Source organism: Streptomyces sp. JLYT201, assembly GCF_059448825.1.
This window is the reverse complement of sequence record NZ_CM182551.1, coordinates 8,743,131-8,757,075: the sequence shown is the minus strand read 5'-3', so window position 1 is coordinate 8,757,075 and position 13,945 is coordinate 8,743,131. Positions and strand designations below refer to the sequence as shown.

Annotated in this window: 10 protein-coding genes and 1 pseudogene; 3 read left to right on the top strand and 8 right to left on the bottom strand. The window is 67.9% G+C overall.

Features of this window, described 5'->3' with window-relative positions; all coding sequences use genetic code 11:
* Positions 1–19: 19 nt before the first annotated feature.
* The 6 genes from AC5WAM_RS37325 to AC5WAM_RS37300 form a co-directional block, all read right to left on the bottom strand.
* The gene (locus AC5WAM_RS37325; RefSeq protein WP_495520284.1) at positions 20–1,135 is read right to left on the bottom strand and encodes an AfsA-related hotdog domain-containing protein; all 1,116 of its coding nucleotides are present in this window, start codon (positions 1,133–1,135) and stop codon (positions 20–22) included.
* Complete coding sequence (gene fabI, locus AC5WAM_RS37320) at positions 1,132–1,998, bottom strand: enoyl-ACP reductase FabI (RefSeq protein ID WP_495520283.1); 867 nt, start codon at positions 1,996–1,998, stop codon at positions 1,132–1,134. The genes AC5WAM_RS37325 and fabI overlap by 4 nt, the downstream gene beginning before the upstream one ends.
* The gene (locus tag AC5WAM_RS37315; RefSeq protein WP_495520282.1) at positions 1,995–3,272 is read right to left on the bottom strand and encodes a beta-ketoacyl-[acyl-carrier-protein] synthase family protein; all 1,278 of its coding nucleotides are present in this window, start codon (positions 3,270–3,272) and stop codon (positions 1,995–1,997) included. Before AC5WAM_RS37315 ends, fabI begins: the two co-directional genes overlap by 4 nt.
* Positions 3,269–3,529, bottom strand: coding sequence for an acyl carrier protein (locus AC5WAM_RS37310; protein ID WP_495520281.1), 261 nt, complete (start codon positions 3,527–3,529; stop codon positions 3,269–3,271). The genes AC5WAM_RS37315 and AC5WAM_RS37310 overlap by 4 nt, the downstream gene beginning before the upstream one ends.
* A gap of 111 nt (positions 3,530–3,640) precedes the next feature.
* Entirely contained in the window at positions 3,641–4,642 is a 1,002-nt protein-coding gene (locus AC5WAM_RS37305; RefSeq protein ID WP_495520280.1) for a beta-ketoacyl-ACP synthase III, read from the bottom strand.
* Positions 4,643–5,225: 583 nt separating this feature from the next.
* Complete coding sequence (locus AC5WAM_RS37300; protein ID WP_495520279.1) at positions 5,226–6,641, bottom strand: NsdA family TPR-like regulatory protein; 1,416 nt, start codon at positions 6,639–6,641, stop codon at positions 5,226–5,228.
* 742 nt (positions 6,642–7,383) lie between these two features.
* Here AC5WAM_RS37300 and AC5WAM_RS37295 point away from each other — a divergent pair.
* Complete coding sequence (locus AC5WAM_RS37295; protein WP_495520278.1) at positions 7,384–8,715, top strand: NsdA family TPR-like regulatory protein; 1,332 nt, start codon at positions 7,384–7,386, stop codon at positions 8,713–8,715.
* A 537-nt stretch (positions 8,716–9,252) separates the two neighbouring features.
* On the opposite strand, the gene AC5WAM_RS37290 is transcribed toward AC5WAM_RS37295, so the two are convergent.
* On the bottom strand, positions 9,253–10,437 hold the full coding sequence (locus AC5WAM_RS37290; protein ID WP_495523730.1) for an IS701 family transposase: 1,185 nt from the start codon (positions 10,435–10,437) through the stop codon (positions 9,253–9,255).
* 101 nt (positions 10,438–10,538) lie between these two features.
* On the opposite strand from AC5WAM_RS37290, the pseudogene AC5WAM_RS37285 reads away from it, so the two are divergent.
* Positions 10,539–11,368 (top strand): annotated as a pseudogene (locus tag AC5WAM_RS37285) (IS5 family transposase).
* On the opposite strand, the gene AC5WAM_RS37280 reads toward AC5WAM_RS37285, so the two are convergent.
* A complete protein-coding gene (locus AC5WAM_RS37280; protein ID WP_495523729.1) occupies positions 11,348–12,052 on the bottom strand; it encodes a DUF2637 domain-containing protein in 705 nt (234 codons plus the stop codon). The pseudogene AC5WAM_RS37285 and the gene AC5WAM_RS37280 overlap by 21 nt on opposite strands.
* A 1,111-nt stretch (positions 12,053–13,163) precedes the next feature.
* Here AC5WAM_RS37280 and AC5WAM_RS37275 point away from each other — a divergent pair.
* The gene (locus AC5WAM_RS37275; protein WP_495520277.1) at positions 13,164–13,751 is read left to right on the top strand and encodes an Rv1733c family protein; all 588 of its coding nucleotides are present in this window, start codon (positions 13,164–13,166) and stop codon (positions 13,749–13,751) included.
* The last annotated feature ends 194 nt before the right edge of the window (positions 13,752–13,945 follow it).

Sequence of the window (13,945 nt, the reverse complement as noted above, 5' to 3'; positions counted from 1 at the left end):
GGCTGCTGCGGTGGCGGGGCTATGTGCCTGTCGCCGGATCCACGCACTGGTCGGAGGGGGTTGCGGTGCGGCGCGCGAGCGTGGAGTAGTGCTGTGCTTGGACCGAGATCTCGGCCAGTACCGTCGGTTTGCTGTGCTCGTGCTGGGAATGTGCAGGGCGCTGCGCTTCCACGACCAGGTGGACAGTGGTGCCCGCCCCGGGCAGTGCGCGGCAGACCACTGCGGCATCCAGTTCGGCGAACGCCTGGAAGCGCGCGCGGCAGGAGGTGGTGACCAGGTCCCGTGCGGGGGTGTCCAGGCGCTCGGCCAAAGCGATCAAAGCGCTCTGGCGGCACGCCTCGAGCAGGAGCATGCCGGGAAGATGGTCGACTGGGTGGTCGAAGAAGACGGGGTGGCTGGTGTCTGCGAGGACGGGAGCGATGAGGCCGAACCTGGTGGTGTGCTTCTGGCCCACCACCACGTTGCGGGCGTCACGGCGTCCTACATCCGCGGGGTCGGCTGCCGACGGTCGCTCTCCGGTGCGCTCAGGCTCTTGTTGCATGCGGTGGTGGCTGTTCTGGCGCAGTGTCTGGTAGGCCTCGGCATCCCAACAGGACAGTCCGCCGGTCAGATGCGCCGTTGCGGTGCCGTCGATCCAGCACCACGCCTCTCCTTCGACGGCACGGACCGTTCCGTCGCTGCGGCGTCGGATCCGCCCGGGGTTGAGCTCCACCACGAGATCGGCCGGGGCAGCGCCTATCCGGCAGGCCTCAGGCGAGAGCAACTGCAGGTTCAGCTCGGTGATGACGAATTGGCTGCGCTCTGGGACGTACAGCAGCTGATGGGCCATGGCCTCGATGGTCTGGCGTGCTGCCTCGCCCAGGAGCAGCATGTCGTAGTGGTTGGTTCCGGTGTCGTTGTAGTACCTGTGCAGGCGGGGCAGTTGGGCTCTACCGAAGTAGCGTCCCCGGGACACGGTCGTCGATGTGGTGAAGACGTTCTCCAGAGCCATTTTGTGCGTCAGATGGCGTGCGATGGTGGTTGCCGTGGTCAGCCGGCTGAGGTCCAGTGCAGAGGGCGCGAGAGGCACGTCGGCAGATTTCGGCGGCTTTGGCCGGGCGTTGGCCGTCGTGGTCCGTGCTCCGGTGTTTGTCATGTCAGCTCTCCTTCCGCTGCCCGTAGGGGGGCGGTTGGTTCATCGGTGGGCCTGGGCATTTCGGCAGTCCGGCGCACGTCGTCAGGCACGCCAATCCGGGTGGAGTGGAAGCCGCCGTCGGCGTGGAGAACCTCTCCGGTGACGCCGCGGGCGAGATCGGAGAGCAGGAAGAGAACGGGCCCCGTCACCGCGTCCGCTGACGAGCTGTCCCACCCGAGCGGTGCCTCCTGGCTCCATCGCTGGTCGAGTGCGGAGAAGGCACTGACCCTGCGGCCTGAGACGGTGTCCACCGGCCCGGCTGCCACCAGGTTGGCCCGGATCCCTGCGGGTCCGAGATAGAGGGCCAGGTACCGGCAGATGGACTCCAGGGCGGCCTTGGCTACGCCCATCCAGTCGTACCCCGGCCAGCTGACCGAGGCATCGAAGTCGATGCCCACGACACTCCCTCCAGTGGTGCTGCGGCGCATCATCGGGACGAACGCGGTGGTGAGCGCGTGCAGGGACAGTGCGCTGATGCGGAGTGCCGATTCCGCGCTGGCGGCGGAGGTGGCCAGGAAGTGCCCGTCTAGGGCGTCGGTGGGGGCGCTGGCTATGGCGTGCACGACCCCGTCCAGTGCGGGCCATCGCCGGTCCACTTCGGCGGCGAGTTCCGCGAAGTGGCTCTCCTGGGCGGCGTCCAGTTCCAGGACGTCGCAGGGGACGGGCAGCGCGGCGGCCGCCAGTTCGGTCAGCCGCCGGGCGCGGCCGAACCCGGTGAGGAGGATGTCGGCCCCGGCCTTCTGGAGGGCCACGGCGACATGCCAGGCGATCGAGGCCTCGCTGAGGACTCCGGTGACCAGATATCTGCGCCCGTGCAGGTTCACCGGGCCTCCCCCACCTCGGGAGCAGTGGCGGGATAGGGCGCTCGGCCCGCTGGTGCGGGGCCGGGCCGCTGGGTGCCCAGGACCAGGACCGCGTTGTGCCCGCCGAAGCCGAAGGACGTGGAGAGGGCGGTCAGGCCCTGGTCGTGGCCGCGTCGTCCGGTGAGGCGGCGGGCAGTCCTGACGTGATCCAGCGGCCCCAGCTGGGGATCGGGGTGGCGCAGACCGACGGTGGGGGGAGCCAGGCGGTGCCGCAGCGCCTGGACAGTGGCGACTGCTTCCACGGCCCCGGCCGCGCCCAGCAGATGGCCGACCGAGGACTTCGTCGAGGAGATCGGGACGTCGTAGAGCTGGTCGCCCAGAACCTGGTGCAGGCCTGCGGCTTCGGTACTGTCGTTGATCAGGGTGCCGGTCCCATGGGCGTTGACGTAGTCGATCTCCTCGGGAGCCACGGCTGCGTCGGCCAGTGCACGCGCGGTCGCCGTTGCCGCCCGGTTGCCCGCCGGTTCCGGTGCCGTGATGTGGAAGGCGTCGCTGGTCCCGCCATATCCCAGGAGTTCAGCAAGGACCCCGGCACCGCGGTCGGCGGCGACCGCCGCCTCTTCCAGGACCAGGATCGCGCCGCCTTCCCCGAGGAGGAAGCCGTCTCGGTCTCGGTCGAACGGCACGGACGTGCCGCTGGGTGACAAGGCGCCGGCATTCAGGAACGCCGCCTGGATGAGCGGGACCGCTGCGGCCTCCGTGCCACCGACCACCGCGGCATCGGCCTCGCCAGAGCGGATCAACCGCAGGCCTGAACCGATAGCTTGGGCCCCCGATGCGCAGGCCGAGGTGATGCTGTAGGACTCGCCTAGGAAGCCGAAGCGGATTGACACCTGGGCCGCCGCAGCATTTGCCATGACCATCGGGACGAGGAGGGGGGAGACGACAGAGGAGTCGTACCTGCGGGAGAGATCGGCCTGTGACTCAAGCGTCGTCATGCCCCCCACGCCGCAGCCCACCACGCAAGCGATCCGCTCGGCCGCGCAGGGCAGGGAATATGTCCAGCCTGCTTGCTCAAGGGCCTCCTGGGCAGCAGCGACCGCGAACTGGCAGAAGCGGTCCATGCGTTTTACCTCACGGCGCGACAGGGTGCGGACAGGATCGAATTCCAGGCACCGGCCCAGCCCCTTGTGCAGCGCGCTCTCACCCTGGACGGCCCGTGCGTGCAGGACGTCTGCTCCTACGCCGAGCGCGGTTACCGCACCCACCCCTGTGATCACGACCCGCCGGTTCATCCGAGCGCCATTTTGCGGTAGATGACTGCGAGGATCTCGCCGACGGACCGGATGTCCGACATCTCTTTGGGTTTGAGGTCCACTCCCAGGTGCTGCTTGATGCGTATACCGATTTCGACCCGGTCGAGCGAGTCCAGTTCCAGGTCGTCAAAGGTGGCTGATTCCGTGATTGCTTCTCTGTCCACGCCGACTTCCACAAGCGTCTGCGTCAAAAGGGCAGACACGTCGTTGCGGGCGGGAGGAATGATCGATACCAAGAGGGGGCTCCCTGCGGGTGAGGGAATACGCTCGGCTCGATGGCAGCCCGAGGCGATTCCGCGCGAGATGGACGGGCCGTACGGGTTCTGCAGACGAGGATGTGCGGCTCGCTATCCAGGTGTCAGCGAAGGCCAGCGGACGGCGCACGCTCCCCAAGTCAGCCCTCCGCCGAACGCAGTCATCACGACGCGGTGGCCTTCCTTCAGGATTCCTCTACCGACTGCATCCGCCAGGGCGAGCGGGATCGATGCGGCAGCGGTGTTTCCCGCCCGGTCCACGTGAACGACGCAGCGTTCCTGTGCCAGCCCCATCCGAGCTGTCACGGCATGGAGGATGCGCAGGTTGGCCTGATGGGGAACCAGCAGATCAACGTCCTTAAGGTTCCAGCCCATCTGCCGCGCCGCCGCGAGCGCGCATTCTGTCATTCTTTCGATTGCTTCCTGGAAGACGGCGGGGCCTGACATCCGGAAGTAGGGGTCGAATCCCTCATGAAGAACGGGCTGGAAGGGATCGCGTGAACCACCCGAGGGCACCCGGATCAGATGACTTCGCGACCCGTCGCTGAAGAGACCCACCGGCCCGAGAGCTCCGGGGTCCATCGGCAGCCCCGACGTGAGGACGACGGCTCCCGCACCGTCACCGAAGATCGGCCGTGTCGTGCGGTCCTTCAGGTCGAGCATGCTCGAGAACTTCTCAGCACCGATGACCAGGACACTGCGTGCGGTGCGGGAGGCAATCATTCCGGCCCCCACGCCGAGCCCGTACAAGAACCCCGTGCACACGGCCGCCACATCAAAGGCTGCCACCGTCCCCAGCCCCAGGCGGTCAGCTACCAGCGGCGCTGTGGCAGGGCACCGCTGGTCCCCTGTGGTCGTGGCAACGATAACGGCGTCTACAGCAGAGCGGCAGGCCGAGGCGAGCGCCCTCTGGCCAGCCTGGACCGCCAGGTCTGACGTGGCCTGTCCGTCCAGGGCCACACAACGCTGCACGATGCCGGTGCGGCTGTGGATCCATTCATTGCTGGTCTCCAGTTCAGCGGCCAGCTCGGCGTTGGTCACAATGCGAGGCGGCAGCCAGGCGCCGAGCCCGGCGATCACCGCGGAGGGCGTCACGTGGTCGCTTCCTTCTGCCCGGCTGCCGCGCCTGCGGCTCCGAGCCTGACAACTGGGTTTGGCGTCATGGTTCACTCCCTCTTGAGGAGGCTGCCGCCTCGGCGGCAGTGCCAGCACGATTGAATTGCGGCGATAATGACAACACGTCCTGGCTATCACACGGGAACTCGACAACAAGGGTGCGCACGACCTGCCCTTGGGTAGAGGAGGCGGCTCCCAGGGGCAGGTCTGCAGACGCTCAGATTCACCTCCGGCATTCATACGGGAGGCATGGGGCAGACCATGCGGCACCCTGCGCCTTCAGGGCATCACAGAGGCATGGATTTCCAGCCCTGCAGGCGGGTTTGAGGTGTGTACTGCCGACCGTTCGCCGTGCCCTCCTTTCCGGTCTCTCGCCTTCCGGGGAAGCAGTAATGATGAAACCGTCAGACGCCAGGGAGTTCAAGGCGTGAGCGCGTGCCTCGGGAGTGCCCGATGGTCTCTGCGGGCCAGACAGGAAGTCCTGGTATCCGCATTCGTGAAGTTTCGGGCGGCGGGATTCAGGACCGACCCGCCAGACAGGTCCGGACCTGCCTTGCGCAGATCAGTGGCTACCAGCGGATTTCCAGGTTTGGTGATCCCGAAGGAGACCGAGGAGATCTCTTGCCGCCGGCTGGGTGCGGTGCGCGGCGAAGCGTTGGTGATACTGGTGCGCAAGAGCCGGTGGCAAGGCGCCGGCGATGGCGATGGCTCTATGCGCGGTCTGAACGGCACAGTCGACCTCTCCGAGGGCCAGTTGCGCGTCGACAGGGTGCAGCAGCCGCGCACTCGTCTTAGGGGAGTGCATGGTGTTCATGCTCGCCAGGGAGCCTGCTTCGAGGGACGCGGCGAAGTGCCGCAGGGCGCGTTTGTACTGGCCCAAGTGAAGGCGCGTACGTCCCGCGCGCTGCGTCAGCCAGTCGGCATCGATGTTGAGAAGGGTTACTTCCAACTCGTCAAAGGACGCTGCGGCCAGGGTCCGCTCGGCCCTTTCCAAAGCGTGGAGCGCGTCACGCTCCCTGAGGCGGGCCAGGGCATCAGCCTCACGTGCATACAACACCGCTCGGCGGCGCGGCGAGAGGCGTGCCCCGGCCGAGCGCGCGGCGCGGACCAGGAGCAGCGCATCCTTGGGGTCACCCACTTCGGTTTGGATGAAGGCCAGTTCGGCCATGCAGCTCACGGCCTGCCTCCGGGCCCCCGCAGCTGCGGCGGCCCGGAGGGCGGCGAGGTAGTGGTTCGCCGCGGCGGCGTACTCACCTACGCAGATGCTCAGCCATCCGCACAGGGCGGCCGTGCGCGCCGCCAGCCTGAGGAGCCAGACCGCGGTCTTATTGTCGTATGCGCTGCGTGTGAGGTGGTGGGTGACCAGTTGGTGCTCGGTGGCGGCTTCGTAGTACAGGGCCGCCGGGGTCGAGGGGGACAGGGCTTCCTGGAGTTCCAGTGCTTCGATCCGAGTCTCGATGTGCGGCAGCATTTCGAGGTTGATGAGAGGGCCCTGGCTGCGGGCAGGTATCGGCTGCGGGTGGCGCAGAGCAGTGAGCGCGGCCCGGACGTGGCGCCGAAGAGCGGCTCCGGGCACCTCGGCCAGCATGTGCGGGATGCTGATTCGCCACGCAGTGCTTCTGAGGGTGTTGATGGCACCGCAGGGAGTCCACGGCTCGTCGAGCAGACTGCGATCGCTGAGGGCGAGATGGAGGAAGTCCGGCCAGCCGTGCCGTTGCACGGCCTCCGCGGGTATGGCGTGGATGCGGGCGATGGCCCGCTGGACAATGCCCCGCGGGACCCTTCCCAACTCCCAGCGCAGCACCTGGTGGTGGTCCTTGACTGGAGGGGTGAAGCCGAGCTCCGCCGTGAGCTCCTGTGCGATGAGCCGGGCGTAGGCGAGCTGGGAGAGCCCCAGGGACTTGCGTGCAGCCTTCAGCGGATGCTGGGTCGAGTCTGGATGTTCGTACACCGACGTTACTCCATAGTAGTGGTGCATTCATATAACTCAACCTTCCTTCGTAAGTCACCTGCTGACGGGAAGTGAGGCACACCTAAGTCACACCCTCGCCCCTTGAGGACCAGCAGGTGAAGGGGAATCGTTGCCTCGACGGACGCTTCCCAGGCCGGGCAGGCGAGCGTGCGGCCCGCGCCGCACCTCCAGGGGGCAGGCCGCCGCAGGGCACACCTACCGGACCTCACCCGCCAAGGCCTCGCCGAGCCGGGGGCGCCTCCCCTCCTGGAGACCGGCTCTGGACCGCGGAGAAGCGCACCTTCATGAGGCAAATGTGATTCGGAACGCCGACGGGCGAGCAGACAAGGAGGCAGCACCACGGTAGAACCGCCGATACCGGATCCCGGACCGCCCTCCTCTCACGGCCAAAGGGGCATCAAATCCCGCAGCGGTCATGACTGACGGCTCTCGAGGGGCGAAAAGACCCCGGAGCGATCACGGGTTCCTCCGAGGTGCCCACTCCTGGCCACAGAAGGCCAGCCGCTGATGCTCCCTCAGCCTGCCGCGGCATAGACCGGACGCCGGCGGGCCCCAGGCCCCTAGCGATGGACCAGCAGCGCAACGAGACCGTGCTCCCCCTGGGGCGCACGGGAGACCCCACCCGGCCCGGCTCGACCGGGTACCGACCGACGCAGCTCTTGCTGCCGAGGGCCTACGACAGCTTTGGGGCCTACGCGCCCCAAGCTGCCCCATCGAGGCTTGTTCCCAGAAGGCGAGACATACCCTGATGGCACAGCATCCCTTAGCGCAGGCACGTTCCTTGCTCAGCCTCTCCCACCCCGCCTACGCCCGCCTGGTCGCCGAAACCCACGCGAAGCTGGGCTTCGGGGCTATGGCAGCTCGCCGGGAAAAGGTCTCACGCTGGGAATCCGGCAGGACGGTACCGGAGCAGTCGGCGCAGCTGGCCATCGCACACATCCACGGGGTCTCCCCCAGCGCGGTGTTCCGCCTTGGCTGGCCGCACTGGCTGCACCTGGCCACCGGGGACGCCGCTCTGGTAGACCGCCCGTGGACATACGACAGCGCTCTTGCCTCACTGCAGGACGAAAATCTGCAGACCGGTGACGTCCAGGAACGCTCCTACCTCGCCGTCACCGGTCCTCTCGTGTCCGCGTTGGCCCAGAGCTGGCGCGCGGCCGTGACCAGCCCTCCCCCGCTGCCCCTTCCCCAGGCCCGCGAGGTCCCGCCCAACGTCCTCGCAGAACTTCATGCGCGCATGAGCGCGCTGGAGGCCATGTCCTCGAAAGCGCGGCCGGCGATGCTGTCCACAGCCGCCCGCAACGACCTCGCCCTCCTCACAGCGTTTCTCTCCCACACGACAAACGGCCACAGCCCCCCGGCCCGCCTTCTCCTGCTCGCAAGCCGCACAGCTCTCGTGTGTGGAAGGGCCAGCATCAGCCTGGGGAGGAACGCCGCCGCAGAACGCTACTTCCTGAGCGCTAGCCGGGCAGCAGCGGTAGCCGGACAGCCCCAGATTTCCGCCGCTGGTCTCAATGGCGTTGCCTACAGCCACCTGCTCGACAAGGCACCTGCGAGCGTCCTCGTTCTAGTCGAGACAATCCTCAGCACACTGCCACACCCTCGTCAGACGCTCGCGCTGCTGCTGCACCTGGTTGCCGCCCGCGCGCACGCCATGCTCGGGGACGGCCCCGCCAGCGCCTGGGCACTACACCAGGCCGACCTCCTGATCTCCCGTACCGAACCCGGGGAGTCCAGGTTCCTGCCTCCCTCTACCGGTGAGGACTGGCTGACCGCATGCGCCGGGATCACCGAGGTCCACCTGGGCCGCCCGCGCAAGGCCTTGCAGCACTTCACCCCACTACTCAACAGGCTCACCCTCGCACAGTGGCACCCCATGGCAATCCCCGAGCTCATATACGTCGTCGACGCCCACCTCGCACTCGGCCAGGTCGAGGCCGCCGCTGACACCGCCCGCCGGATACTCGCGCTGCACAGATGCGCTTCACCGCAGATCGCCCGCACATATGCGGGGCGATTCTCCGCCTTTCGCGGCAGCCCCGCCGTCGACCAACTCAACGACCTCCTCGCATCACACTGACATATCGCCCAAGCCCGCCACCGTAGGTATGAAGGGCTGCGGTCTGCCGACTGGAACCCGCTCCTCAGGCGTCACGGGGTCTTGGAGGCACAGGACTCCAGCCCGTCGCCCGTTCGCGGTGATCCCCCGAGGACGTGGCCGACCACGGTTGCGACCGGGGTGCCAGCTACTGGAGCAGGACGCGAATGCGTGGCGGTGCTGTTGCTGAAGGGTGACCACGTTGTGGATCACGGAGCCGCTCTACATGCTCCGCAGCGCATCCCCATCCGAATGCTCCGGCTGGCGCCGTGAATCGAGCGGCCGCGCGGACCGTGAAACCCTGCCGTGGGCCGGCTGCCGGGCGACCCGAACTGCCGTTGCGGCCGCAGCTATAGTACTGCAACGGTCTTTGCTGTGACGGGTGGGCAGTTTCTGGTGAAGTGTGGCCGCGTCGTTTGTAGTGGCTGCGGCGGGCTTGGTACTGCCTTTTCCGGCGCCAGCGGGACCAGTGCAGGATGCACTCGATGGGTACGGGCCGGCGGTGGGTGAGGCGGTAGGTCAGGCGTCTGATCTCGGCGAGGCTGAGGTGGATGAGGTCGGAGGATCCGTTTCTGCTTTGTCCGTGTCGAGTCCGCGGGCCCGGATGACGGTCAAGGTGGCGTGGGCGGCCATGGCCAGGGTCATGTGGCGGTGCCAGCCGGGGTAGCGGCGGACCTGGTAGTCGTCCAGGCCGCACTCCTGCTTCGCGCTCTGGAAGCATTCCTCGATCGCCCATCTGCTGCCCGCGATGCGGATCAGGCCGTCGAGGGTGGTCCCGGCGGGGCAGTAGGCGACGTAGTAGGAGAGCTCTCCAGGCCGGCTGACGCTGCGGCGCGCGAGGACCCAGTGGCGGCGATCGGGCCGGTGCCAGGGCCTGGCCTCGACGCGTGCCCAGTCGTAGATCCGCAGGCCGTGAGCCCCGCTGCCGCACGACCGGCGCTTCCACTTCTGGCGGGGGAGCCCGGTGAACAGGTCGTGGACGGGGTGGTCGATCGCCCAGCGGGTGACGACGGTGTCGTGCCGGGTGGTAGCCATGACGTGGAAGACATCGGCCTGCTCCAGCTCAAAACGCCAGCCCTTGGAAAAGCCGTAGGCGGCATCCGCGGTCACCCACCGAAACGGAACCCGGTCCGCAATCACGCGGTGGACCATCGCCTTGGCCATGGCCACCTTCGTCTCGAAGGCGACGTCGTCGCCGACGTCGGCCCGGCGGCAGCGTTCGCGGTCGTCCGTCCAGGAGGTGGGCAGATAGAGGCGACGGTCGATCAACGTGCGTCCTTGGCCGGTGGCGTAGGCGAGAAACACGCCGATCTGGGAGTTCTCGGTGCGTCCCGCGGTGCCGGAGTACTGCCGCTGGACCCCGGCCGAGCGGATGCCCTTCTTGAGGAAGCCGGTGTCATCAACGATCAGAACGGCGCCTTCGTCTCCGAGGTGTTCGACGACGTAGTCACGAACGTCGTCCAGGACCTCGTCGGCATCCCACTCGATGCGGTTCAGCGGCCGGTGGACGCGATCGGGACCGCTATGCCCAGCCTCCTCCGCCAGCGTCCAGCCGTTCTTACGCTCCAGCGGAGCAACCAGCCCCCGCAGATACGCCAGCGCCGACTGACGCGGCTCTTCCCGGCTGAACCGATGCACGAACCGCTCATGCACCACCTCCAGCTCACCCGCCCACAACCTGACATCAGCAAGGTCTCCACCCATAACCACACCAACGACCGAACTGGCCACCAATCACAGCAAGCACCGTTGCAGTACTAGGCAGTGTCTTCAAATGATCACTGTTGGTGGATCATGGTGTCGTGATACGTCGCCATGAACTGTCGGACGCCGAGTGGGAGTTCGTCCGGCCGCTGCTGCCGGAGTCGTTGCGAGGGCGCAAGCGGCTGGACGACCGCAGGGTCCTGAACGGGATCGTGTGGAAGTTCCGGACAGGGACGGCCTGGCGGGACGTGCCCGAGCGCTATGGTCCGTGGGCGACGCTGCATACGCGTTTCCGCAGGTGGGCGGCGGATGGAACATTCGACCGGATGCTGAGGGCCGCTCAGGCTAAGGCCGACGCGGCGGGCGATGTCGAGTGGCTGGTGCCGGTCGACTCCACCGTCGTGCGGGCTCACCAGCATGCGGCCGGGGCTCGAAAAGGGGGCTCCGTGACCCGGCCCTTGGCCGGTCCCGAGGCGGTCTGACCAGCAAAATCCACCTGGCTTGTGACGGGCGAGGCCGTCCGCTCGCTTTCGTCGTGACGGGCGGCAACACCAACGACTGCACCCGGTTCACCACCGTGATGGAGGCGATCGGGGTGCCCCGGATCGGACCGGGGCGGCCCCGGGTCCGGCCCGATCACGTCCTGGGCGACAAGGGCTACAGCTCGAAGGAGATCCGCACCTGGCTCCGCCGCAAGGGCATCGCCCACACGATTCCCGAACGGGCCGATCAGATCCGCAACCGGGCCCGACGAGGCAGCCGCGGAGGCCGCCCGCCAGCCTTCGACCGCGTGATCTACAAGCACCGCAACATCGTGGAACGGTGCTTCAACCGCCTGAAGCAGTGGCGTGGCATCGCCACCCGGTACGACAAGACCACCGAGTCCTACAACGCAGCAGTCACCCTCGCGTCACTCCTGATGTGGGCGTGACATTTGACGACAGGCCCTAGCCCCACCATGATGTACGCCGCCGCTCTGACTCCACCGCACCAGAGCGGCCAAGCGCCTGGAACGAGCCGCGCCGACGCGTAGTTCCTTGCGCAGGGTCTCTGCGGACACAGGACGCTGATGCGCCTCCCGATGTCGGGCATCCAGCACCTGCGCCTTCACCAGCAGCGGATCCTCGTCCTCGTCCATCCGCTCACTGTCTGTGGAGACGCTCTTCTCCATGGGCCCAGCCTTGCCGTCTACCGGGACACTGGGGCGGTGGATCAGCAGCTCCACCGCCAGCAGCAGCGCGACCGGAGGCCATCCAGCGACCAGCACAGGCTGCCACTCCAGGGCCGGAGCAGCCGCGATGTTCGCGGCCAGCGAGACCGCGATCCCCAGCATGAAGGCCGACCACACCGCGCTGCGCGCTCGACGTGTGACAGTCGTAGAGGGCCTCAGCAGGCCTGCCGTCGCCAGAAGCAACAGGCCGTCAACCGACAGAGGCCACAAGGAGGCACTGACCGCGTCCGCTCCCCCCTGCAGAGCGAAGACCCGCTGATGCACGTACGAGGCGTATGCAGCGACCCCCGCCACGACAAGAGCGCACGTCGGCCGGATCCAGGTGTCGATGGAAGGGCTCTCCTTGCAGGCAGTCTCCTCGCCAGCCACAGGCGTCTCATTCATCGCAACCGTCACTCATCTCGAGCCACCTGTTGTACCACTCGACGGCCGAACAACCACCTCGCGTGCACCCTTGCCGCAGGATCGAGAGCAGAACGCGTGCACATCGCGTGCACACCCCCACAGGAACTCTCAGGAAGTCCCAGGTAGAGGCCGGAAGTCCTCCTTCGCCGGAAAGCGCTCCGGAGCTACCGAAGGGCCAGGTCAGAGCCCCGCAAAGGGTCAACTCAGCCTGAACCGCAGGGACCCGGCGGGTTAACGTCCCTACGCCTGTTGAGCTGCGGGTACGTGTGACTCGTTCCATGTGGGCGCACAGCACGGGCACATGTACCCGTGTCGGCTCCACCTCCTCCTCTCGGCCCGAGGCGCCAGCACGGCCTCCGGAAGCCCGGGAGGAGGAGAACGCCGTACAGCTCCTCGAATGGGCTGGCGCGTTCTCCCGGTCCACCAGCGGCCTCCGCGGTCCGCACGGGAGTCCCGAGCCGGACCGGGGCGGACCTGATCGGCAGTACCCGGACTGCCGACTCCGAGGATCCCGTAGCGCGTACGGCGACCTCCCTCGCTCGGCGGCGCCACGTCGGCGTCGCCGCAGGGCACTGCGATCGTCACGCTCCGTGCCCGCCTCGGCCGACTGTCCAAAGGTGCCACCTGGGCCGGTCTCTTCGGGTGCAGGAGCTCCCACATGAGCCTCCATGCCCACCCGCAACCGTTGATGCCTGAGACGGACGAGAAGCCTTCCAGCCCGGCACGTAAGGCGCTGCCAGCCAGGCGGGAAGGACGCCGCGTTTCCCGGACTCTTGGATCCACTGGGATTTCCCGCCGCCGCGCTGTCCCTCCCCCTTACAAGACGTCCGGGCTGCTGCGCGGCAGACCCGGACGGGCAACCGCTGGCCATGCCGGTCGGGGTGGCCGGGGAGGCCCACCTCTCGACCTCGGGCCTGTGCGGCCGTGCACGGCGGCACAGGCGCTTCCCCGTTCGGAACCCACTCGAACGCACGATGTGCCCCTGACCGGGCTCTTTCTCTGGGCCAGCAGTCCCTTCCGGCTTCAACGACTGCGGTGGGACGGTCCTCACAGAGCTCAGACGTGGAGTGTCCGTGGGGTGGTGTGGCCGATGCAGAAGTTCGAAGGTGAACGGGTCCCTTGCTGGCGGTGGCGGCGCAATGCGTTGCGACGGCGCAGCGACGTGGTGGAGGCGTGGGTCGTCGTGGTCGTGTGGGCGGCCGCGACGGTCGGAGGGACAGCCGTCGGCGTCGGTGGTGCACACGCGGTCGAACGGCTCGCGGAGCAGGAGAGGCAGGGACGTCGGCTGGTCCATGCGGTGCTTCTGGAGGACGCGCTGATCGGCGCGGGCGACGGGAACACCGGTTCCGAGTCCCGGTTCGTGCGCGTACGGGTGCGCTGGACCGATGTCGACGGGACCCACCACGTGGCCACCGCGCCCGCACGGCCCGGGGCCAACGAGGGCTCCACACTGGCGGTGTGGACGGATCGGAGCAACCGGCTGGTGTCCGCTCCCACGAGCCGGGAAGAGGCCACCAGGAAGGGCGCGCTGGCCGGTGTCGGCCTCGCCTCGGTCAGCTTTCTGCTGGTCTTCAACGGTGGGCGGGCGGTGCGCCTGGGGGTGCAACGCTGGGCGACGGCGCGTTGGGGCAAGGAGTGGGAGCGGGTCGGCCCCGGGTGGGGGCGGGCGGCCGGCTGAGGGCCTGGCACGGGCGAGGGGGCCTGCCTTCGTTGTCGAAGGCCGCTCCGCCGGAGCGTGGTCTCCCTCGGCCCGGGCCTCGAAGGTTTCCTGGCAGGTCGTGCCCGTTGTTCACCTGTATTCCGCTTCCATCGGGCAGAAGGAAGTGACGGCCGTCGTGAGCCTGCCCTCCACGTCGGTGTTCTCCGCGCCGC